21 protein-coding genes are annotated in these 20,620 nt (G+C 71.7%); 8 read left to right on the top strand and 13 right to left on the bottom strand.

Annotated features, from left to right (window positions below; all coding sequences use genetic code 11):
- Positions 1 to 189: 189 nt before the first annotated feature.
- Entirely contained in the window at positions 190 to 573 is a 384-nt protein-coding gene (locus tag ABZ948_RS19540; RefSeq protein WP_359761122.1) for a VOC family protein, read from the top strand.
- Positions 574 to 674: 101 nt separating this feature from the next.
- A complete protein-coding gene (locus tag ABZ948_RS19535; RefSeq protein WP_359761120.1) occupies positions 675 to 1,436 on the top strand; it encodes an SDR family oxidoreductase in 762 nt (253 codons plus the stop codon).
- Between the two features lie 89 nt (positions 1,437 to 1,525).
- On the opposite strand, the gene ABZ948_RS19530 is transcribed toward ABZ948_RS19535, so the two are convergent.
- From ABZ948_RS19530 to ABZ948_RS19510, 5 genes are all read right to left on the bottom strand, one after another.
- Complete coding sequence (locus tag ABZ948_RS19530) at positions 1,526 to 2,473, bottom strand: DUF5829 family protein (protein WP_359761118.1); 948 nt, start codon at positions 2,471 to 2,473, stop codon at positions 1,526 to 1,528.
- Positions 2,474 to 2,532: 59 nt separating this feature from the next.
- Positions 2,533 to 3,222, bottom strand: a complete 690-nt coding sequence (locus ABZ948_RS19525) for a DUF4389 domain-containing protein (protein ID WP_359761116.1) — start codon at positions 3,220 to 3,222, stop codon at positions 2,533 to 2,535.
- Positions 3,223 to 3,527: 305 nt separating this feature from the next.
- Positions 3,528 to 4,646 carry an AI-2E family transporter gene (locus ABZ948_RS19520; protein ID WP_359761114.1) on the bottom strand — a complete coding sequence of 373 codons (1,119 nt, stop codon included), beginning with the start codon at positions 4,644 to 4,646 and terminating at the stop codon, positions 3,528 to 3,530.
- A 65-nt stretch (positions 4,647 to 4,711) separates the two neighbouring features.
- Positions 4,712 to 5,380, bottom strand: a complete 669-nt coding sequence (gene msrA, locus ABZ948_RS19515) for a peptide-methionine (S)-S-oxide reductase MsrA (RefSeq protein WP_359761112.1) — start codon at positions 5,378 to 5,380, stop codon at positions 4,712 to 4,714.
- Positions 5,381 to 5,468: 88 nt separating this feature from the next.
- Positions 5,469 to 6,587 (bottom strand): hypothetical protein, encoded by a 1,119-nt coding sequence (locus ABZ948_RS19510; protein WP_359761110.1) that lies wholly within the window; start codon positions 6,585 to 6,587, stop codon positions 5,469 to 5,471.
- A gap of 163 nt (positions 6,588 to 6,750) precedes the next feature.
- Between ABZ948_RS19510 and ABZ948_RS19505 the strand changes: the two genes are divergently transcribed.
- Positions 6,751 to 7,905, top strand: coding sequence for a cystathionine gamma-synthase (locus ABZ948_RS19505; RefSeq protein WP_359761108.1), 1,155 nt, complete (start codon positions 6,751 to 6,753; stop codon positions 7,903 to 7,905).
- A 15-nt stretch (positions 7,906 to 7,920) separates the two neighbouring features.
- Here the strand turns inward: ABZ948_RS19505 and ABZ948_RS19500 are convergent, their stop codons facing one another.
- The 3 genes from ABZ948_RS19500 to ABZ948_RS19490 all read right to left on the bottom strand — a co-directional run bounded on the left by ABZ948_RS19500 (position 7,921) and on the right by ABZ948_RS19490 (position 9,531).
- Positions 7,921 to 8,169 carry a hypothetical protein gene (locus tag ABZ948_RS19500; protein WP_037757577.1) on the bottom strand — a complete coding sequence of 83 codons (249 nt, stop codon included), beginning with the start codon at positions 8,167 to 8,169 and terminating at the stop codon, positions 7,921 to 7,923.
- A gap of 106 nt (positions 8,170 to 8,275) precedes the next feature.
- The gene (locus ABZ948_RS19495; protein WP_359761106.1) at positions 8,276 to 8,779 is read right to left on the bottom strand and encodes a sigma factor-like helix-turn-helix DNA-binding protein; all 504 of its coding nucleotides are present in this window, start codon (positions 8,777 to 8,779) and stop codon (positions 8,276 to 8,278) included.
- Positions 8,780 to 9,024: 245 nt separating this feature from the next.
- Positions 9,025 to 9,531 (bottom strand): MarR family winged helix-turn-helix transcriptional regulator, encoded by a 507-nt coding sequence (locus tag ABZ948_RS19490; protein ID WP_031119764.1) that lies wholly within the window; start codon positions 9,529 to 9,531, stop codon positions 9,025 to 9,027.
- 163 nt (positions 9,532 to 9,694) lie between these two features.
- Between ABZ948_RS19490 and ilvA the strand changes: the two genes are divergently transcribed.
- From ilvA to ABZ948_RS19475, 3 genes are all read left to right on the top strand, one after another.
- On the top strand, positions 9,695 to 10,924 hold the full coding sequence (ilvA, locus tag ABZ948_RS19485; protein ID WP_359761104.1) for a threonine ammonia-lyase: 1,230 nt from the start codon (positions 9,695 to 9,697) through the stop codon (positions 10,922 to 10,924).
- Between the two features lie 162 nt (positions 10,925 to 11,086).
- A complete protein-coding gene (locus ABZ948_RS19480; RefSeq protein ID WP_359761102.1) occupies positions 11,087 to 12,064 on the top strand; it encodes an ATP-binding cassette domain-containing protein in 978 nt (325 codons plus the stop codon).
- On the top strand, positions 12,061 to 12,861 hold the full coding sequence (locus tag ABZ948_RS19475) for an ABC transporter permease (RefSeq protein ID WP_389612734.1): 801 nt from the start codon (positions 12,061 to 12,063) through the stop codon (positions 12,859 to 12,861). Before ABZ948_RS19480 ends, ABZ948_RS19475 begins: the two co-directional genes overlap by 4 nt.
- A gap of 97 nt (positions 12,862 to 12,958) precedes the next feature.
- Here ABZ948_RS19475 and greA read toward each other — a convergent pair whose 3' ends face one another.
- Together greA and ABZ948_RS19465 are read right to left on the bottom strand one after the other, a co-directional pair.
- The gene (gene greA / locus ABZ948_RS19470) at positions 12,959 to 13,456 is read right to left on the bottom strand and encodes a transcription elongation factor GreA (protein WP_359761100.1); all 498 of its coding nucleotides are present in this window, start codon (positions 13,454 to 13,456) and stop codon (positions 12,959 to 12,961) included.
- Positions 13,457 to 13,635: 179 nt separating this feature from the next.
- Positions 13,636 to 14,034, bottom strand: a complete 399-nt coding sequence (locus ABZ948_RS19465) for a DUF4307 domain-containing protein (RefSeq protein ID WP_359761098.1) — start codon at positions 14,032 to 14,034, stop codon at positions 13,636 to 13,638.
- Positions 14,035 to 14,181: 147 nt separating this feature from the next.
- Here ABZ948_RS19465 and mca point away from each other — a divergent pair, with 147 nt between their 5' ends.
- Both mca and ABZ948_RS19455 read left to right on the top strand, forming a co-directional pair.
- Positions 14,182 to 15,063, top strand: coding sequence for a mycothiol conjugate amidase Mca (gene mca, locus ABZ948_RS19460; protein ID WP_359761096.1), 882 nt, complete (start codon positions 14,182 to 14,184; stop codon positions 15,061 to 15,063).
- Positions 15,056 to 15,349 (top strand): hypothetical protein, encoded by a 294-nt coding sequence (locus ABZ948_RS19455; protein ID WP_359761094.1) that lies wholly within the window; start codon positions 15,056 to 15,058, stop codon positions 15,347 to 15,349. The genes mca and ABZ948_RS19455 overlap by 8 nt, the downstream gene beginning before the upstream one ends.
- Before the next feature lie 30 nt (positions 15,350 to 15,379).
- Here the strand turns inward: ABZ948_RS19455 and ABZ948_RS19450 are convergent, their stop codons facing one another.
- From ABZ948_RS19450 to ABZ948_RS19440, 3 genes are read right to left on the bottom strand one after another with little or no spacing between them, the layout of a single operon-like run.
- Entirely contained in the window at positions 15,380 to 16,372 is a 993-nt protein-coding gene (locus ABZ948_RS19450; RefSeq protein ID WP_359761092.1) for a hypothetical protein, read from the bottom strand.
- Entirely contained in the window at positions 16,369 to 17,706 is a 1,338-nt protein-coding gene (locus ABZ948_RS19445) for a CHAT domain-containing protein (RefSeq protein WP_359761091.1), read from the bottom strand. Before ABZ948_RS19445 ends, ABZ948_RS19450 begins: the two co-directional genes overlap by 4 nt.
- A gap of 12 nt (positions 17,707 to 17,718) precedes the next feature.
- Complete coding sequence (locus tag ABZ948_RS19440; RefSeq protein ID WP_359761089.1) at positions 17,719 to 20,547, bottom strand: ATP-binding protein; 2,829 nt, start codon at positions 20,545 to 20,547, stop codon at positions 17,719 to 17,721.
- Positions 20,548 to 20,620: the final 73 nt, after the last annotated feature.

Raw genomic sequence — 20,620 nt, 5'->3', positions numbered from 1 at the left:
GGGTGGGCTTCGAGGCCGGGGTCCGGTGCGGCGGCGGGTCGGGGCCGAGGCCGCGGGTCGGGTACAGCGTCGGGTCGTGCCGTGCGCCGGGGCCCTCGGGCGCGTCCGGAGTTTCCCGGTGCACGAGGGGGTACGAGCGGGGTACACGACGGGGAGTGTCCCAGGGGGGTCCGTCAGGGGAGGCCCACCATGACCGTGCAGCTGAACCACACCATCGTCGTCGCCCACGACAAGCGCGCCTCGGCCCGGTTCCTCGCCGATATCCTGGGCCTGGACGTGAGCCCGCCCTACGGACCGTTCCTCCCCGTCGAGATCTCCAACGGCGTGACGCTCGACTTCATGGACAGCCCCGGCGCCATCACGCCGCAGCACTACGCCTTCCTGGTCTCGGAGGAGGAGTTCGACGAGATCTTCGCCCGCATCCGGGAGGCCGGTCTGACGTACTGGGCGGACCCCTTCCACAGCCGTCCCGGCGAGATCAACCACAACGACGGCGGGCGCGGCGCGTACTTCGACGACCCCGACGGCCACCGTCTGGAGATCATCACCAGGCCCTATGGCAGCGGCGGCTGACCCCGCGCACCGCCCGCCTGCCCCGGCCCGTCACATCGTCGCGTCGCCGCCCGTCATACCGGCGAAGGCGACAGAAGAAGGCGACGAGCCGGGGAGCAGTCATGACATCACCGATTCTGGTCACGGGCGGCACGGGCACCCTGGGCGGGCACGTCGTGCCGCTGCTGCGGGCGTCCGGCCACGAGGTGCGGATCCTCAGCCGGAGCGCGCGCCCGGCCGCGGACGGCGTCACGTACGTCACCGGTGACCTGCTGACGGGCGAGGGCGTGGCGGCCGCCGTGGCGGGCGCGCGGACCGTGCTGCACCTCGCGGGCGGCCCCAAGGGCGATGCCGAGGCGACCCGCACCCTGGTCCGCGCCGCGTCCGGGGCCGGGGTGCGCCACCTGGTCTACATCTCGGTCATCGGCGCGGACCGGGTCCCGCTGGCCTGGATGCGCACCAAGCTGGAGTCGGAGCGGGCCGTCGCGGAGTCCGGCATCCCGTGGACGACCCTGCGCGCGGCCCAGTTCCACGACCTCACGCTGACCATGGTCGAGAAGATGGCGAAGCTGCCGGTGTTCCCGGTCCCTGGCGGCCTCCGGCTGCAGCCGGTCGACTCCCGCGAGGTCGCCGCCCGCCTCGTGGAACTGACCCTCGGCGGCCCGTCCGGCCTGGTCCCGGACCTGGCCGGGCCGCACGTCCACGACCTCGCCGCCCTGGCCCGCCCCTACCTCCGCCTGCGCGGCAGGCGCCGTCCCATGCTGCCGGTCCGCATCCCCGGGAAGGCGGGGCGGGCGTACCGGGCGGGGGAGAACCTGACGCTGGCGGGGGCGGAGACGGGCAAGGGGACCTGGGAGCAGTTCCTGGAGGAAAGGCTGGGTTAGGGGGTGTCCGACCCCCAGGGCCAGGGGGTTCCGCGCCACCTGGGGGGTGTCCGCGCCCCCGGGGAGTGTCCGCCCCCTGGGGCCTGGCGTCAGCCGGCCGGGCTCGGCCGGTCCTGGTCCTCGAACGTCCACACGGCGCGGGCGCCCGGGCCGACGGTGAGGGTCGAGTGGCCGATCCGCTCCTCGTGCCGGTACGACACCGGCCGGTTCAGCGCCATCTCGACCTGCCGGAGACCCACCTGGTCCAGGGGCACGACGTCGAAGCGGAGGGTGGTGCCGCCGCCCTTCGCGACGGCGCCCCCGCCCGGCAGGGACCGGACGGCGAACCCGCCGGCCTCCAGCAGCGGCACCGTGCCGGCCAGGTCCCGCGCGGTCACCGCGATCCGGATGCCGGTGACGTCCCGCATCAGCCGGTCGCGGTAGGTGTCGGGCAGGTAGCGCTCCCGGCCCACGTCACCCGGGTGTGCGGCGGGCTCGGTGTTGCCGCGCGGGTCGGCGAAGTACTCCGGCCGGTACTCCATGCCCCAGGCGCCGAACAGGTCGTACTGGTCGGTGGTGAACACGGCGTCGAACCACGGCACGGGCACGCCGTCACCGAAGTCGCGGGTCTGCCGGAACTCGATCGGGTCGCCGATGCCCTGCTGCCGCAGCCGCTCGATCACCGTGGGCAGGTCACCGGCGCGCTCGGTCGACACGCCCAGGCCGGCGGCGCCGAGGGTGCCGTCCTTGCCGGGCAGGTCACCCACGCCGAACAGCTCGAGGTAGGTCTCGCGGCCCATCAGATAGCGGCCGGTCCAGGTCTGCCCGCCGGATCCGGTCGTGGTGCGGACCTGGAAGTGGGCGAATTCCCGCAGGTAGGAGGAGTGCTCGATGGCGTCGGCGGTCTCGCGGTCGAGCACGCCGTAGGCGTGGTTGTAGTACAGCAGCTGTCGTCCGGCCGTCGGCGCGCCCTCCTCGGCGTGGGCCGTGCCCTGGACCGCCCCCGCGAGGGCCAGGGTCATGATCATGATCGCCTGTAACGCTCGTCTGAGAACCATGCGAAGGAGCGTAAGGCGGGAGGAAGGCATTCCGCCGGGGGTGCGGGCGGCCGCGGAGTTCAGGTCTTGGTCAGGGGCGATCCCTGCTCGGGCGCGGGCGGGGTCTCCCGGCCGCCCAGGTCCAGCCGGAACGGCGGGTACTGGTCGGTCAGCAGCACGGCGTAGGCCGTTACGCGTGCCGTCCAGCGGGCGAGGCCGATCAGGAAGTCGAAGAGGTGCCGCGGGTAGCGGGCGGTGAACAGCAGGATCACCACCGCGACGAGCGAGAGGAAGGGCACCACCCCGCCACCGCGCCAGCCGTCCCTCCCGTCCCAGCCCCAGCCGCCCCCGACGAACATCGCGACGACGATGTACTGCGGGATCGCCAGCAGCCACCACTTCACCAGGACCAGTCCACGGGACAGCCGCTCCGGGTAGGCGACGTCGAAGTGCGCGGGGTAGTCGGGCACGTCGGAGAGGGTGAACGGCGGGTACCGGTCGGTGCCGAGCGCGGTGTGCGCGTAGTAGCCGACCCGCCAGTTCCAGCGCAGCACGCCGACGCTGAAGTCGAAGAGGGACCGCGGGTACCGGCCCGTGAACAGGATGGCGAAGAAGGCGATCACGGTCACGACGACGAACGCGATCCACAGGAACGCCAGCACGACGTAGTGCGGGAGGGCGAGCAGCCACTTCACCAGCCACATCCAGCGGGACAGCCGGGAATCGACGGACGCCTCAAGGCGCACGGGCGACGCGGCGACAGGGATCATGTGTCGGCACTCCTTTCGCCTGCAATCTCGCAGTCGAGGAGGGCCCCCGCGACCCGGGCGGGGCCGTTCGCGCGCCCGGCCGCCTACGACGGGACGGCGGCGGGCCGCCTACGACGGGACGGCGGCGGGCCGCCTACGACGGGACGGCGGCGGGCCGCCTACGACGGGACGGCGGCGGGCCGCCTACGACGGGACGGCGGCGGGCCGCCCACGACGGAAAGGCGGCGGCTGCCCACGACGGAAAGGCGGCGGGCCGCCCACGACGGAAAGGCGGCGGGCCGCCCACGACGGAACGGCCGGGCCGCCTACGACGGAACGGCGGCGGCCGTGTCCGGTGGATCGTCGGATCCCGGTGCGTCCGCCGTCTCGACGAGCTGCTCGCGCACGTAGTTCCAGACCACGGCGATCAGCGCGGCGACGGGCACCGCGAGCAGGCTGCCGACGATGCCGGCCAGACTGCCGCCGAGCGTCACCGCCAGCAGGACGACCGCCGCGTGCAGCCCGAGGCCGCGGCTCTGGATCATGGGCTGGAAGACGTTCCCCTCCAGCTGCTGCACCACGACGATGATGGCCAGCACGAGCAGCGCGTCCGTCAGGCCGTTGGAGACCAGCGCGATGAGGACCGCGACGAAGCCGGCGAACAGGGCGCCGATGATCGGCACGAACGCGGAGACGAAGGTCAGCACCGCCAGGGGAAGCACCAGCGGCACGCCCAGGATCCACAGGCCCAGCCCGATCAGGACGGCGTCGAGCAGACCGACGGCCGCCTGGGAGCGCACGAACGCGCCCAGCGTGGCCCAGCCGCGCGCGAACACGGCCGGGACGTCTGTGGCGAGCCGGCCGGGCAGCTGACGGCCGAGCCAGGGCAGGAACCGCGGGCCGTCCTTGAGGAAGAAGAACATCAGGAACAGAGCCAGGACGGCGGTGACGACACCGTTGACCACCGTGCTCACGCCCGTCACGACCGCGCCCACCATGCTGCCGAGGCCCTCCTGGGCACGGGCGACCGCGGAGTCGAAGGCCCGGTCGATCTGGGCGTCCCCGATGTTCAGCGGCGGACCGGCGGCCCACTCGCGCAGCCGCTGGATGCCCTCGACCACGCCGTCGGACAGCTCCCCGGACTGGGACGCCACCGGCACGGCGATCAGCGCCACCACACCTGCGGCGACCAGCAGGAACAGCACGGTCACCACCGAGGCGGCGAGCGCGGGCGGCCAGCCGCGCCGCCGCAGGAAGCGCGCGACGGGCCAGGTCAGCGTGGTCAGCAGCAGCCCCACCACCAGCGGCCACACCACCGACCACATCCGGCCCAGCAACCACAGGGTCACGGCCAGCCCGGCCAACACGAGCAGCAACTCACCTGACACACGCGCGGATATCCGCAGCGCGGCACGGGATCTGGAGGAACTCAGCGGCGCAGTCACGGGGGCACCCTATTGGGTCCCCGGGTGCTCGGGCTGTGCCGGACCCCCGGCACGGCTGACGGTCGTCAGTCCTCGGCCCGGGCCACGCCGACCGGACAGGAGACGCCCGTCCCGCCGATGCCGCAGTAACCGGCCGGGTTCTTGTCCAGGTACTGCTGGTGGTAGCCCTCCGCCGGGTAGAAGGGGCGGCCCCGGGCCGGGACGATCTCCGTGGTGATGCCGCCGTAGCCGGAGGACGTGAGGACCCTCTGGTACGACTCGCGGGAGGCCCGGGCCGCGGCCTCCTGCTCGGGGGAGTGGGTGTAGATCGCCGAGCGGTACTGCGTGCCCACGTCGTTGCCCTGGCGGAAGCCCTGCGTGGGGTCGTGGGACTCCCAGAACGTCTTCAGCAGGCGCTCGTACGAGATCACCGCCGGGTCGTACACCACCCGCACGACCTCCGTGTGGCCGGTCAGGCCCGAGCAGACCTCCTCGTACGCGGGGTTCTCCGTGTGGCCGCCCTGGTAGCCGACCAGGGTCGTCCACACACCGGCCGGCAGCTGCCAGAACGTGCGCTCGGCACCCCAGAAGCAGCCCAGGCCGAAGTCGGCCGTCTCCAGACCCTCCGGGTAGGGGCCGAGCAGCGGGTTGCCGAGGACGGTGTGGCGGTCGGGCACCGTGAACGCCGGCTCCGGGCGGCCGGGCAGCGCCTGCTCGGGGGTCGGCAGCTGGGGCGTACGGCTGTGCGGGAACATGCGTCTCCAATCGGCCTGCCGCCCGCACCGGGGCGACGCCCCGCACAACACGCGGCGACCGGGGGGAATTCCGGCTCCCGGCCCGCGCTCAGTGGGGCAGGCTCGCCGGGTTGCCGCCGTTCGCCTCGAAGCCCGCCACCGCCAGCGCCCGGTACACCGCGAACTCCGCCGCGGGGTCGGCCGACAGGGTCCAGGGCAGGGCGCCCACATGGCCGTCGACGCGCACCAGCTGGTTCATGGCCTCCGCCCAGCGCTCGCCGCGCACCAGGAAGAACACCAGCATGTGCCGCACGTGCGCCAGCATCGGGTCGTCGGGGCGGGCCGAGTGCACCGCGTGCAGCGCGCCGTGGACCGCCTTCGTGACGACCTCCGTCTGCCAGAAGCCGCTGACCAGCGTCACCTCGGGGAGGTGCTCGAACACCGCGAAGAGAGGCATCGCCGCCAGCAGCGAGCCCTGCGGGGCCCGGGCCGCCGCGGCCTCCGCGAACGAGTAGGCCAGCTCACGCGAGCCGTGCCACTTCTCGCACCAGTAGTGCAGCGCGGCCAGGTGTGCCCCCATGTGGTTCGGGGCGCGGTCCAGGATCTTCAGCCACAGCTGCTCGAAGTCCTTCCGGGAGTAGCCCAGTCCGCGGGCCACCGACAGCTCCACGATGTACGGGATCGGATCGCCGGGGGCCAGCAGCGCCGCCTCGCCGCACGCCGCCTTCGCCTCCTCCATGATGATCCGGAACTCGTCCGTCCCGGGCGTCGCCGTCCGCCACGCCTGCTGCACCAGGAACTCGGCGTGCACCGCCGCGCCGCCCGCGTCCTTGGGCGCCTCGGCGCGCCACACCCGCAGCCACTGCCCGCCCGGCGCCTCGCTCACCCCGCCGGGGCGCTGCGCGAGCTCCAGCGAGGCCGCACCCGCGAAGGCCTGCACGCGCTGCCAGCGCCGCTCGCCCTCCTTCTCCGTGCCCGCGAGGAGCTGCTGCGCCGCGCGGTAGTCCTGCGTGCGCTGCACCACGTCCAGGACGTCCAGCAGGTCCTGGTCCGGGCCGGGCATGCGGATGTCGAGCTCCTCCTCGCGGACGAAGCCGTAGTTCGCCGGGTCCGCGGCGTCCGGGTGGTCGGGCGAGACCAGCCCGATCGCACCGCGCCCGCGCCGCAGGAAGGGGAGCAGCACGAAGCCCAGCATGACCAGTGCGATCAGGACCCAGAGAATCTCCATGCGACAAGCGAACCAGACCGCGCCGACAATTGGCCAACCTGATCCGCGAACCTGTGGAAAACCTCGCCGAGCGTCCCGCACCACCCTGTGGAAAACCCAGGTCCGGGCCCGGGTGGCCGCGGAATCCGGCACGCCTCGCGTCGGCGCACTACCCTCGGTGCCCATGAGCGACAGGCACATCAGTCAGCACTTCGAGACGCTCGCGATCCACGCGGGCAACACCGCCGACCCCCTGACGGGCGCGGTCGTCCCGCCCATCTACCAGGTCTCGACCTACAAGCAGGACGGCGTCGGCGGCCTGCGCGGCGGCTACGAGTACAGCCGCAGCGCCAATCCGACGCGGACCGCGCTGGAGGAGAACCTCGCCGCCCTGGAGGGCGGCCGCCGCGGCCTCGCGTTCGCGTCCGGACTGGCGGCCGAGGACTGCCTGCTGCGCACGCTGCTCACCCCCGGCGACCACGTGGTCATCCCCAACGACGCCTACGGCGGCACGTTCCGCCTGTTCGCCAAGGTCGTCGCCCGCTGGGGCGTGGAGTGGTCGGTCGCCGACACCTCCGACCCGGCCGCCGTACGGGCCGCCCTCACCCCGAAGACCAAGGTCGTGTGGGTGGAGACCCCGTCCAACCCGCTGCTCGGCATCACCGACATCGCCGCCGTCGCCCAGGTCGCCCGGGACGCGGGCGCCCGCCTCGTCGTCGACAACACCTTCGCCACGCCCTACCTCCAGCAGCCGCTCTCGCTCGGCGCGGACGTCGTCGTGCACTCGCTGACGAAGTACATGGGCGGCCACTCGGACGTCGTCGGCGGTGCCCTGATCACCGACGACGCCGACCTCGGCGAGGAGCTGGCCTTCCACCAGAACGCGATGGGCGCGGTCGCCGGGCCCTTCGACTCCTGGCTGGTGCTGCGCGGCACCAAGACCCTCGCGGTGCGCATGGACCGGCACAGCGAGAACGCCACCAAGGTCGCCGACATGCTCACCCGGCACGCGCGCGTGACGAGCGTGCTCTACCCGGGTCTGCCGGAGCACCCCGGCCACGAGGTCGCCGCCAAGCAGATGAAGGCCTTCGGCGGCATGATCTCCTTCCGCGTCGCGGGCGGCGAGGAGGCGGCCGTCGAGGTCTGCAACCGCGCCAAGGTGTTCACGCTCGGCGAGTCCCTCGGCGGTGTCGAGTCGCTGATCGAGCACCCGGGCCGCATGACCCACGCCTCCGCGGCCGGCTCGGCCCTGGAGGTCCCCGCCGACCTGGTGCGCCTGTCCGTCGGCATCGAGAACGCCGACGACCTGCTGGAGGACCTGCAGCAGGCGCTCGGTTAGTCCGGACCGGCCGGGTCACCAGCCGGTGAGGGGTGGGGTCGTGTGCGACGGCGGCTCCACCCAGGGGCGGGCCGTCAGCGCCCACACGGTGAACGCCACGGTCGCCGCGAAGAGCAGCAGCCACAGGGCGCGCCGGGCGAGGGTCCTGCGCCGCAGCATGCGGCCGCCGCGGCGCACCGCCTCCGCGTGGATCTCGGGCGGCACGGCCCGCGGCGCCTGCTCCAGCAGCCGCCGCACGGCCGCCTCACGGTCGTTGCCCCTCATCCCCGCCTCCCTCCGCCGGGACGGCTCTCGCCGGTGTGTCTCCCGCCGGGAGGGCCCTTGCGGGTGAGACTCGCGTCGACAGGGGCCCGGCCCTCGCCGGAATGGCTCATGACGGCACCGCCTTCGCCGTCGTCACCGCCGTGGACGGGCCCCGGCGCAGGTGCAGCAGGGTCGTCGTCGCCCGGTGGCAGATCGCCCGGACGCGCTCCGGGGACAGGCCGAGCAGCGCCGCCGTCTGCTCCTCGGCGACACCCTCGTAGAGCCTGAGCACCAGGATCAGCCGCTCCTGCGGGGTGAGCGGGGCCAGCGGACCGGCGGGGCGGGAGCGGGAGCGGCCGGGGCCGCCGTGGTGGTGCCACGCGCCCCGCGCGAAACGGGTGGCCAGGTACTGCCGGGTGCGGTCGTAGGGATCCTCGCCGCGCAGCCGGTCCCAGCACGCGTACGTGTGGGCCAGCGACAGCGTCAGCAGCCGCCGCGCGCGGGGGTTGTCGTCCGGGGCCTCCGCGGTGAGCAGGGTCGCGGCGTGCAGCAGCCGCCCGGCCGCGCCCGCGACGAACGCCTCGAACTCCCGGGCCCGACGGGCTGCCTGGGACGCATGCCGTTGTCGCACCGCGCCTCCCGCCTTCAGGGCGACCCCGAGGATGCGGGCCCGGCCGCTCGCGACGGGACCCGGTCTCATATCAGGCCAGGGGCGGCCCCGAGGTCAAGAGCCGCGCACGGCCGGACCGCGCGTGCCTGGAAGCCCGGGCGGTGTCGGCGTCCGCCCCTGCGTGCGTCGCGCGCGTGGTGGGTCTGCGCGGAGGGCGGTCGGGGCTCCGCGGCGTACCGGCCGCGATCCCCGTCGTCGTACGGCGGTCAGGACGGCGACTGCGCCTCCGGACCCGGTACCCCCTGCGCCGCCATCCGCGAGGACAGCGCGGTGTTGAAGCGGGTGAGGAGCGAGCAGAACGCCTCGCGCTCCTCCGGCTCCCAGTCGTGGGTCAGTTCGGCCATCAACTGACGGCGGGACGAGCGCACTTCCTCCAGACGGGCCTGCCCGCGCGGGGACAGCTGGAGCACCACCGCCCGCCCGTCCTCGGGGTGCGAGGTGCGCTTGACCAGGCCGGTGTCGACGAGCGGAGCCACCTGCCGGGTGACCGTCGACGAGTCGATGCCCATGCTCGCGGCGAGCGCCTTGACGCCCATCGGGCCTTCTTTGTCGAGCCGGTTGAGCAGCAGGTACGCGGCGCGGTCCATGGAGTTGCGCACCTGCCCGACCCCGCCGAGCCGGGTCTGTTCGGCACGGCGGGCGAACAGCGCCACCTCGTGCTGCAGCGTGTCGAGAAGACCGGTGTCACCGACGGTCGTCATGTCCATCGACATTTCAGGTGTTGTGGGCATGGCCGGGGGCTCACTTCGTGGAGGGCTGGCTGATTGGGGGACAGGGTACGCGGCCGGAAGGCAGGTCGTACCGGCGCTGCGCAAAGCGGGTCTCGGAGGTTGGTCACAACGGCCGTTCCCACCCGTGAACTGCGATGCTGGAGTCATGAGCTACAGCACGGCTGACTCCTTGCGCCCCGTCACCCTGGACGATGTGCGCGGCGCCCAGAAGATGCTCTCGGGCGTGGCGCGGGTGACCGCGATGGAGAGCAGCAGGCACCTGTCCCAGCTGGTCGGCGCGCCGGTGCACCTCAAGTGCGAGAACCTCCAGCGGACGGGCTCGTTCAAGCTGCGCGGCGCCTACGTCCGCATCGCGGGTCTGCTGCCCGAGGAGCGCGCCGCCGGTGTCGTCGCCGCGAGCGCCGGGAACCACGCGCAGGGCGTCGCCCTGGCGTCGTCGCTGCTCGGCGTGCGCTCCACGGTGTTCATGCCGAAGGGCGCCCCGCTGCCCAAGGTCAGCGCCACCCGCGACTACGGGGCCGAGGTGCGACTGCACGGCCAGGTCGTCGACGAGACGCTGGCCGCAGCGCAGGAGTACGCGGCCGAGACGGGCGCGGTGTTCATCCACCCCTTCGACCACCCCGACATCATCGCCGGCCAGGGCACGGTGGGCCTGGAGATCCTGGAGCAGTGCCCCGAGGTGCGCACGATCGTCGTCGGCATCGGCGGCGGCGGACTGGCCGCCGGGATCGCGGTGTCGGTGAAGGCCCTGCGCCCCGACCTCAAGATCATCGGCGTCCAGGCGGCCGGGGCGGCGGCCTATCCGCCCTCGCTGGCGGCGGGGCGGCCGGTGACGGTCGAGAACCCGGCGACGATGGCCGACGGCATCAAGGTCGGCCGGCCCGGCGACGTGCCCTTCGGGATCGTCGGAGACCTGGTCGACGAGGTGCGCACGGTCAGCGAGGACGAGCTGTCCGCGGCGCTGCTGCTCTGCCTGGAGCGGGCCAAGCTGGTCGTCGAACCGGCCGGGGCGAGCCCGGTCGCGGCGCTGCTGAGCGCGCCCGGCTCTTTCGAGGGCCCGGTCGTCGCGGTGCTGTCCGGTGGCAACGTCGATCCGGTGCTGATGCAGCGGGTCCTGCGGCACGGCATGGCCGCGCAGGGCCGTTACCTGGCCGTTCGTCTCCGGCTCACCGACCGGCCCGGTGCTCTCGCCACACTTCTGGGTGTGTTGTCAGTGGTCGACGCTAACGTCCTCGATGTGAGCCATGTGCGGACCGACCCTCGGCTCGGGCTCACGGAGGCGGAGGTCGAGCTGCACCTGGAGACGAAGGGCCCGGCGCACTGCGCCGAGGTGGGCCAGGCGCTGCGCGAGGCGGGTTACACGGTCATGGGCTGACCCGGCTCCCGAGCGGTCCGGCAGCCCGCCAAGATCACCTTCGTCGCTCGTACCGCACGCGGAGAAACTCGTTGAGAGACGCGATACATCGCGTTATGGTGTGTCTGTGAGAAGGCTCACCGGGCATCTGTCCGGCCATCCCCGAAGACGTGGAGACTTTTTATGCCAGGCGCCATTTATGCCGAAGGTCTGGTCAAGACCTTCGGTGACGTAAGGGCCTTGGACGGCGTCGACCTCGACGTGCCCGAGGGCACGGTCCTCGGCCTGCTCGGGCCGAACGGCGCGGGCAAGACGACGACCGTCCGCTGCCTGACCACCCTGCTGCGGCCCGACAGCGGCCGGGCGGTCGTCGCGGGCATCGACGTGCTCAAGCAGCCCGACGCCGTCCGCCGCTCCATCGGCCTGTCCGGCCAGTTCGCGGCCGTCGACGAATACCTGACCGGCCGCGAGAACCTGCAGATGGTCGGCCGGCTCTACCAGATGAAGGCCAAGCCGGCGAAGGAGCGCGCGGCCGAGCTGCTGGAGCAGTTCCACCTGACGGACGCCGCCGACCGCCCCACCAAGACCTACTCGGGCGGCATGCGCCGCCGCCTCGACCTCGCGGCGGCCCTCGTCGTCTCGCCGCCCGTGATGTTCATGGACGAGCCGACGACCGGCCTCGACCCGCGCAACCGCCAGCAGCTGTGGGAGGTCATCAAGCAACTGGTCTCCGGCGGTACGACCCTGCTGCTGACCACCCAGTACCTGGAGGAGGCCGACCACCTGGCGCACGACATCGCGGTCGTCGACCACGGCAAGGTCATCGCCCAGGGCACCTCCGACCAGCTCAAGGCCCGCACCGGCGGCGAGCGCGTCGAGGTCGTGGTGCACGAGCGCGAGCACATCCGGACCGCCGTCGAGGTGCTCGCCGGCTTCGGCAAGGGCGAGACCACCGTCGAGGAGCACATGCGCAAGCTCACCACGCCCGTCACCGGCGGCGCCAAGCTCCTCGCCGAGGTCATCCGCGAGCTGGACACCCGAGGCATCGAGATCGACGACATCGGCCTGCGCCGGCCGACCCTCGACGACGTCTTCCTGTCCCTGACGGGACACGTGGCCGAGGCCAAGGACGAGGAGAACGGCAAGGGGGCCGTCCAGTGAGCGCCATCAGCGATTCCGCGGTCATCGCCCGCAGGAACTTGATCCGTATGGGCCGGATCCCCGAGATGCTCATCTTCGGGCTCATCCAGCCGATCATGTTCGTGGTGCTGTTCACCTACGTGTTCGGCGGCTCGATCCAGGTCGGCTCGTCCAACTCGACCCAGGCCTACCGCGAGTTCCTGATGGCCGGCATCTTCGCCCAGACCGTCACGTTCGCCACCGCGGGCGCGGGTGCGGGCATCGCCGACGACATGCACAAGGGCCTCATCGACCGGTTCCGCTCACTGCCGATGGCGCGGGGCGCGGTGCTGACCGGCCGGACCATCGCCGACCTGGTGCAGACGGCGCTCACCCTCGTCGTCCTGGCGATCGTCGCGGTGATCGTCGGCTGGCGTACGCACGAGAACCTCGGCAAGGTCCTCGCCGGCTTCGCCCTGCTCCTGCTGTTCGGGTACGCCTTCTCGTGGATCGGCGCGCTCATCGGCCTGTCCGTGCGCACTCCGGAAGCGGCGACCTCCGGCGGCCTGATCTGGCTCTTCCCGCTGACCTTCATCTCGAACGCGTTCGTGGACGCCAACCTCATGCCGTCGTTCCTGCGGCACATCGCGGAGTGGAACCCGTTCAGCGCCGTCGTGCAGGCGTGCCGCGAGCTGTTCGGCAACCTCCCGCCGGGCTTCAAGACGCCCGATGCGTGGCCCATGCAGCACCCCGTGTGGGCCTCGCTGATCTGGTCCGTCGTGATCATCCTGGTGTTCCGCACGCTCGCGGTCCGCAAGTACCGCCGGGCGACCGGCTGAAGGCCTCGGCATCAGCGGGCCGCGTGGTCCGCGACGGTATGACGATGCCCCCGGCGCCGCAGCGGTGCCGGGGGCAGGTCGAGGCTCGGTCGGGGGCTCAGCCCTCGTACGGCTCGGCCTTCAGGATCTTCACCGAGGCCTTCTTGCCGTTGGGCAACTCGTACTCCGCGTCCTCGCCGACCTTGTGGCCGATCACGCCGGTGCCCAGCGGGGACTGCGGCGAGTACGTCTCGATGTCGGCGCTCGCGTACTCGCGGGAGGCGAGCAGGAACGTCAGCGTGTCGTCCTCGTCGCCGTCGAACGCGATCGTGACGACCATGCCGGGCGCCACCGCGCCGTCCGCCGCGGGCGCTTCGCCGACCTTGGCGTTCTCGAGGAGCTGGGTGAGCTGGCGCACACGCAGTTCCTGCTTGCCCTGCTCCTCCTTGGCCGCGTGGTACCCGCCGTTCTCACGCAGGTCGCCCTCCTCGCGCGCCGCGGCGATCTTCGCGGAGATCTCCGCCCGCGCGGGACCAGTAAGGTACTCAAGCTCAGCCCTGAGCTTGTTGTACGCCTCCTGGGTCAGCCAGGTGACGTTCTCGCTGGTCTGGGTCACAGGTGCTCCTCGTAGGTACTGGGAATACAAAGCATCGCCCTACCCAGAAGAATGTTCCTTCACGGATGGGCGAAACCACGAGCCTAACAATTCAGGGGCCCAAGGGGGAGGACATAAGCCACCAGATTCACGTCAACGCAGGTCAGGCGCTACGTATTCCAGGTGACGCCCGGTTGTCGTCAGTCGGCGTGGCAGCCCAGCAGCTCTGCCGTGGTCCCCTCGGAGGTCGTACGGAGCGTGACGACCTTGTCGATGCGGGTGGCGTCCCCGTCGAAGCGGAAGTCGGCCCGGCCGACCTCGGCGCCGTTCTCGGCCTGGGAGCGCACGGTGCAGTAGCCGTCGGTGCCGGCGTCCTTGCGGACCTCCAGGTGCACCTGCACGGACTCCTTGCCGGGCTCGAAGCTGATCACCTCGGCACTGATCTTGCTCTGGGCGACGTAGTGGTAGCCGAACCAGCCCACGAGCCCCAGCAGGGCCACCGCGAGGACGGCGCCGACGGCCTTGAGCTTGCGGTCGGCCCGCTCGTCCGAGGAACGGCCGTAGCGGCCCTCGGGCAGTCGCGTGCTCGCCGTACTCATGATCGTCCTCCAGACAGGGCCGGGACCGACGTCCCGGAGGGGGCCCCGGGACCCGGTCCCGGAATTATTCGCCCCCCGATTCGGTCACTATAGAAGCCGCTGATTGCGCCGACGCACACAGGGCGCCGACTTACTGAGGATTGAGTCTTGACTGACCAGTTGCGACTGATGGCCGTGCACGCCCACCCCGACGACGAGTCGAGCAAGGGCGCGGCGACCATGGCGAAGTACGTGTCCGAGGGGGTGGACGTGCTGGTCGTGACCTGCACGGGCGGGGAGCGCGGCTCCATCCTCAACCCGAAGCTGCAGGGCGACAAGTACATCGAGGAGCACATCCACGAGGTACGCAAGAAGGAGATGGACGAGGCCCGCGAGATCCTCGGGGTCAAGCAGGAGTGGCTCGGCTTCGTCGACTCGGGCCTGCCCGAGGGCGACCCGCTGCCGCCGCTGCCGGAGGGCTGCTTCGCCCTGGAGGACGTCGACCACGCGGCCGGTGAGCTGGTCCGCAGGATCCGCTCCTTCCGTCCCCAGGTGATCACCACCTACGACGAGAACGGCGGCTACCCGCACCCCGACCACATCATGACCCACAAGATCTCCATGGTGGCGTTCGAGGGGGCGGCGGACACCGAGAAGTACCCGGAGCCCGAGTACGGCCCCGCCTACCAGCCGCAGAAGCTCTACTACAACCAGGGCTTCAACCGCCCGCGCACCGAGGCCCTGCACCAGGCGATGCTCGACCGCGGCCTGGAGTCCCCCTACGGGGAGTGGCTCAAGCGCTGGGAGGAGTTCGGCATGAAGCAGCGCACGCTCACCACGCACGTCCCGTGCGCCGACTTCTACGAGATCCGCGACAAGGCACTGATCGCGCACGCCACGCAGATCGACCCCGACGGCGGCTGGTTCACCGTGCCGATGGAGATCCAGAAGGAGGTCTGGCCGACGGAGGAGTACGAGCTGGCGAAGTCCCTCGTCGATACCTCCCTCCCCGAGGACGACCTCTTCGCGGGCGTCCGCGACAATGCCTGACATGAGCGCAAGCGCAAGCCTGGCAATGACGCACCTCGTCTCCTTCGCCAAGGAGGTGGACGAGGACAAGGTCACCCCCGGCGTCCTCGGCTTCATCGTCTTCGCGGCGATGGCCCTGGCGGTGTGGGCCCTGATGAAGTCGATGAACCGGCACATGAGCAGGGTCGACTTCACCCAGGTCCCGGACCCGAAGGCCGAGCAGGGGGCATCGGCGGAGCCGGCCGAGTCCGACGGCCCCGCCGAGAACGCCACCGGGGCCGCGAAGAAGCCCTCCGCGAAGGGCTGACCACCGGCGGGTGCCCGGCAGCAGTGGTCATCACCGACTGTGAGCGGCCAGTGACAGCAAGAGGTGCGCCGTCTCCGGCCGCAGATGGTCGGAGTGGGCGCCCGCCGGGCCCTGCCCTCGGACGAAGACGTCGCTCGCGTCCACGCTGACGAAGCGGTGGTCGAGCACGCTCCGGGGATAGGGCTCGGCGGGCGGCAGCATCCGGACTGCCGAGACCGGGGCCGGCGCGGTGCCGATGCCCCCGTGGCCGACGCCTGCCCGCTTCTCGGCCCGCAGGTGCCAGAAGCCGGTGGCGCGGTCGTGCTGGGAGTACGTCGCGACCATCGGGCCGCGTAGCGGCGCCTCGGCGAGTGCCGGGAAGCCGGTCGCGAAGGTGTCGCGCGGCGCTGCCATCTGCAGCAACAGCATCGAGTCCACGGTGAAGGGCCGGCCCGGCGGCTCGGGTGTGCTCCAGCCCAGTGTGAGCGGCTCGTCGTCGGCGGCCCACTGGACGGCCTCGCAGAGGAAACGGCAGCCAAAGGAATGACCGACGAGGTGCAGGTACTGGCCGTCTCGGTTGGCGAGGACGCGAGGGGCGGTCGGATCCCCTCGGTGCACGTCCAGGTACCCGAGCAGCCGGCCGATGACGTGAGCGGCGTGGCCCTGCGTGCTCATGGCGTGAGCACGGTCGCGGATGCGCCGGTAGCCACCGGGCGAGGGCAGGGAGCGAGAGGGCCAGCGGACCAGGACGGTCCACGGATGCCAGGGCTGTAGCGGCCGGTACGCGGCCTGGTGTCGCTCGTACTGGGCCGCGGCGAGGGCGAGCAAGCGGCGGACCGTGACGAGGGCGTCGTCGGGTCTGGTCTGCCATCCGTGGACGTAGACCAGGAGGTCCGTCGCCCAAGAGGGCGGGGACAACTCCTCGGCGAAGTGGTCGGCCAGACGGTCGGCGGGCACTGGGCGGAGACCGCGGACCGTCTCCTCCAGCAGCCAGCCGTCCGATCCCAGATCGATCGTGCGCACCGGCGCGTCGACAGAGCTCACACGGACACCTCCCGATCGTTGTCGGAGCTGGGCGAGGGGGTGCGCTCCAGCCGTGTGTCCATTCCGTGGTGAAGGGCGTAGGCCAGACCGAGCGGATTGTGCAGCTCGTCGGCGAAGTACCGGGCCACGGTCAAGGCGATACTGCCCGCGGTCCGGGAGCCGTGCAGATAGCGGGTGAGGAACTGCAGCGCGTACTCGGCTGCGAAGACCTGGGGTATCTCGATCTGCGGGCCCAGGACGCCACGCGCCCCGGCGTCGACGAACGCCCGGCTCAGGAACCTGGCGTCCGCACTGCCCTCGGGCAGCCCCGCGTAACAGGCGTTGAGGACGATGAACGGCTGGAACGGGTGGTCGCTGCCGAAGCGGCGCCGCCGGTCGCGGATCGTGTGGGCGTCGATGGTCTTCTGGTCGGTCAGGCTGAGGACCAGGGACGGCGGCTGCGGTCCGTCCGCGGCGAAGCGGCCGTGGCACCAGAAGTACATCAACTGCTCGCACAGATCGGGCCGAGCCAGCGCGGTCACCAACTCCCGCCAGGTGGAGCGTTCGACGAATCGGGTGCCCTTGGCGAGGAGTGCCGCCACGTCCGCGGCCCTGGTGTGACCGGCGCGATCGACACGAGTGTCGTGGTTGAGGCTCACGGCCGGTACGTCGGGGGCCGTGCGGAGGCCTGCGAGCCAGGGATAGGCACCGCCGGTCTGTTCGATCTGGTGACGGTGGCCGAGGAAACGGCGAAAGAGGTCGGGCAGGGGCTCCGAGGGATGCGCGGGGTCGGCAGGCAGGTCCTCCGCCGTAAGACACACCATGGGCCAGGGGAGGTGCAGGTCCGAGTCGAAACGGACCCGTAGACCCTCGCGCTGGGCCAGTGCCTCGGTCAGATAGCTGCGGAAGCGGGCGATGCGTGGGTCGGTGCCGCCCAGGAGTGTGCCGTAGAGCAATTCGGAGCCCACCAGGGCGAGTTCCTCCATCAAGGTGATCAACTCGTCCATGGGGCGGGAGCGCAGGTCCACCAGGGAGGCGTACGGGGTCTCCGGCTCGCCGGGGGCGGGCCGACCGTCGGCCGTCAGGGGACGATGGTCGATGAGGACTTCCTTCCACATACGGCACAGCCGGGCCGCGGCGGATCGCACCTCTGCCGGATGCACCGCCAGGTCCACCCGGTGTTCGGTGCCGTGCAGCGACGGCACGGCGGGACCGTACAGCCGTGCCCTGAGCCGGTCCTCGCCGAGGACGTCCAAGGACACCGTGATGTCAGGTCCCCGGGTCAGCGCGTCGGGCAGGGTGGTGAACCCACGGCTGGGGTCCTGGACGACTCGTACGTGAAGCTCTCTTGGCATGCGCCGTTTTTCCTAGCGTCCTCGTTGCGTGACGGCTTCGGGTGAGGACAGCTCGCCCTGCTGATCGTGGTCGAGGATGTCGAGTTCTGTCTCCACTTGCTGCAGGACCGTCCCGGTGCGATCGAGGGCGATGGTGAAGCGGATGCGGTGCGTGCCGGTGCGATGGGCGGTGAACCCGAACTCCGCTCCGTGTCCGGGCTGTTCCGAGGGCATCAGCAGCGCGCTGGCGGGGTCGACGGAGGCGTGGGTGAGCGGCACGGCTGTGACGGTCAGCCAGGGCCGGTCTCCTTCCGCGACGGCCCAGGGGTGGCCCTCCTCCGGGAGAACCCGCAGGAGCAGCCGTGCGGTGGTGTCCTCGGCGGGACCGTCGTCGAACAGGGTGACGCGGACGTGACAACGCGGGGTGACCGGGACGGGCGACGCGAGGAATGCGTGGCCGGTATGACCCACGGCGACCGCGTCACGGGCGTGGAAGGGGATGACATGCCCTCCCACCACACCCCGGCCCCTCCAGAACTCGGTGACCTCCTCGACGATCAGGCCCCAGGCCGGGAGGCTGTCCGGCAGGGAGACGACGAGGGCCTCGGCTGTCCTGGGGCCCTGTTCGAGCACGTGGTTCTGCAAGACGGCTTCGACAGCCCTCGCCCAAGCCTGGCCGCATGGGTCGCCCAGAGCCCGGAAGCGCTCCCTGGCCGTGTCCAGCAGAGGCATGCTGCTGAGGTCGGTCGGCGGGCGCCGGGCCACCATCTCCAGTTCGGTCCACGCCGTCCCGACCGGGCAGCCGATCCACTGGAACAGCTCCCAGGCCGACTCCAGTGCTGCCAGAGCGTCCCTGAAGGAGCCCTCGCCGGTGGGCAGCGTGAGGAGAGCGACCCGGTGCCTGGTCCAGGCGGCTCCGAGGTCGTCCCCGCACCGCAGGAAGTACGTCTCCGCGGTGTTCAGCACATCGCGGGCTCGGCCGAAGGCTCCGCCCTCCATGTGTGCGAGGCCCAGATACAGGTACGTCCAGCCCATCCCGCGGATGTCCTCGGCTGCCTCGTGCTGCCGCAGCGCCTCACGGGCAAGAGCCTCGGGCGTCTCCGTGCCGCCGTGCCGCAGCGCCACGCGGACGCGCTCCGTCAGGACCCAGTTGCGGCCGCGCGTGTCCGCTACGGCGAGCAGATGGTCCTCGGCCTCGTCGAGCACACGGTCGGCTTCCGCTTCCCTGCCGGTCAGCAGACAGACCCGGGCGCTGTGCAGCAGGGTCCAGCCGACGCCTCGCCGGCAGCCGGCGGCACGGTGCAGGGCGGCCGCCCTGAGGAGCGCCTGTTCGGCCTGAGCCATCTCGCCCCGGTCACACCGGACGGCCCCGAGCACCGTCGACGCCCAGGCCATGTGCTGCCGTTCGTCCGGGCGCGCGTCCTCTCGAAGCAGTCCCTCCAGCACGCCCAACGCGCCATCCAGCCGACCTGACTGCAGGCAGATCGCGGCGCCCGCAGGGACGGCGTCCGGGCTCACCCAGGAGTCGGCGTCGAACATCGCCAGGGCACGATGCGGCAGGCCCAGGTCGGCGGCGAACGAGCCCAGGGCACGGCGGACGGGCGGCGTGGGGCGCAGGCGGTACAGCGCCACCAGTCGATGCGCGTCGCCGAGGACGGCCAGAAGTGCTGCCAGGCCGTCGGTGATGTGGTCCCGCTGCTCGGCTGAGCCCCGCTCATTGGCGAGCAGAGTCATGAACTCATCCACGTAGGGGACGAGTTCGTCAGGCGTGAATCGTTCGGACTCCTGTCGGGCGACGAACCCCGGACGGGGCCGGCCGTCCAGCAAGCCGGCCGTGTCCTGGAGCACGCGGCTCGCCCACACGACGGGGTGCGTTCCGGCTGTCTGGTGGTGCGGCGGCGTGGCCTCTGCGACCGGTTCCGGGATGTGGAAGGTCGCATCGCCGCGCCACGGCTGGACCAGCTCACGGGCGACCAGGCCGTCGAGCATGGAGCGGGATCGCCCCGGGTACAGCGCCTCGACCGAGCGGAGAGTGAAGGGCGCGGTGGAGTTCCGCACGACAAGCTGTCCCAGCAGCTTCCGCTGATCAGGCGTGCAGCCCTGCAGGGCGAGCCGGGTGAGCCACTGCGCCCCCGACTCGTCTACCCGCTTCTCCGGCAGGGACGTCCCCCGCTTGGCGATGAGGGCACCCGCGACCCGCGCGAGTGCGGGCATGCCCTGCAGCGCGTCGCCCAGGACGGACGTGGGATGCCAGAGGTCCCGGTGGACGAGCCGTCCTCCAGCCGCCTGACGGACGACGGCGCTCATCATTCCGTCGTCCATGGGAGTGACGTCGAGCATGCGCGCCCCCATGCGGAACCAGCCGGTCGGTTCCCGTGAGGTCACGAGGACGACGAGGCCGTGACAACCGCGCAGACGCGTCATCAGGGCCCGGACCACCGAGGGCTTCGCCCCGTCCAGGACCAGCATGCGATCATGGAGCCGCCGGGGGAGTTCATAGCGCAGTGTGCGCCGCCATCTGCGGCCACCGGCCACCGCCGCCCGCACGATGTCGGCGCGGGACGCTCCACTCTCGGCGAGCAGCCGTAACAGCGTCGGTTCCACGTCGACGCGGGTGGCGTCGGCCAGCGAGAGCCAGTGCGTCACCATGTCGTGCCGCTGACAGGCCATGGCTGCCAGGGCGGACTTGCCGACCCCGGCAGGGCCGTGCAGCACCAGCAGGCCCGGGAGTCCGTGGCTGTTCGACGGTCGGCCGACCCGCTGCTGTTTCAGCCACAGTGCGATGTCCTGGAGTTCCTTGAACCGCCCGACGAACCGCACCGGTTCCGGGGGCGGCGTCGGAGCGCGCAGGTGCTGTCCCATGGCTTCCCCCCGTCGCCTGCCCACGCTACGTCCGCCTCCTACGGTCGCAGTCCCGTGGCCGCGTTGCCAGCGA

The organism is Streptomyces olindensis (assembly GCF_040645895.1).
GTDB lineage: Bacteria > Actinomycetota > Actinomycetes > Streptomycetales > Streptomycetaceae > Streptomyces > Streptomyces olindensis.
The sequence above is the reverse complement of the archived record's forward strand: the minus strand, read 5'-3'. Positions and strand labels throughout refer to the sequence as shown.

Bases quoted from the DNA above. Each gene is read 5' to 3' on its own strand.
- ABZ948_RS19465 (WP_359761098.1), bottom strand. From the start codon at position 14,034: ATGAGTACGGCGAGCACGCGACTGCCCGAGGGCCGCTACGGCCGTTCC.
- ABZ948_RS19540 (WP_359761122.1), top strand. From the start codon at position 190: ATGACCGTGCAGCTGAACCACACCATCGTCGTCGCCCACGACAAGCGC.
- ABZ948_RS19525 (WP_359761116.1), bottom strand. From the start codon at position 3,222: ATGATCCCTGTCGCCGCGTCGCCCGTGCGCCTTGAGGCGTCCGTCGAT.
- ABZ948_RS19445 (WP_359761091.1), bottom strand. From the start codon at position 17,706: ATGCCAAGAGAGCTTCACGTACGAGTCGTCCAGGACCCCAGCCGTGGG.
- ABZ948_RS19530 (WP_359761118.1), bottom strand. From the start codon at position 2,473: ATGGTTCTCAGACGAGCGTTACAGGCGATCATGATCATGACCCTGGCC.
- ilvA (WP_359761104.1), top strand. From the start codon at position 9,695: ATGAGCTACAGCACGGCTGACTCCTTGCGCCCCGTCACCCTGGACGAT.
- ABZ948_RS19455 (WP_359761094.1), top strand. From the start codon at position 15,056: ATGCCTGACATGAGCGCAAGCGCAAGCCTGGCAATGACGCACCTCGTC.
- msrA (WP_359761112.1), bottom strand. From the start codon at position 5,380: ATGTTCCCGCACAGCCGTACGCCCCAGCTGCCGACCCCCGAGCAGGCG.
- ABZ948_RS19480 (WP_359761102.1), top strand. From the start codon at position 11,087: ATGCCAGGCGCCATTTATGCCGAAGGTCTGGTCAAGACCTTCGGTGAC.
- ABZ948_RS19535 (WP_359761120.1), top strand. From the start codon at position 675: ATGACATCACCGATTCTGGTCACGGGCGGCACGGGCACCCTGGGCGGG.
- ABZ948_RS19500 (WP_037757577.1), bottom strand. From the start codon at position 8,169: ATGAGGGGCAACGACCGTGAGGCGGCCGTGCGGCGGCTGCTGGAGCAG.
- ABZ948_RS19510 (WP_359761110.1), bottom strand. From the start codon at position 6,587: ATGGAGATTCTCTGGGTCCTGATCGCACTGGTCATGCTGGGCTTCGTG.
- ABZ948_RS19505 (WP_359761108.1), top strand. From the start codon at position 6,751: ATGAGCGACAGGCACATCAGTCAGCACTTCGAGACGCTCGCGATCCAC.
- ABZ948_RS19440 (WP_359761089.1), bottom strand. From the start codon at position 20,547: ATGGGACAGCACCTGCGCGCTCCGACGCCGCCCCCGGAACCGGTGCGG.
- ABZ948_RS19490 (WP_031119764.1), bottom strand. From the start codon at position 9,531: ATGTCGATGGACATGACGACCGTCGGTGACACCGGTCTTCTCGACACG.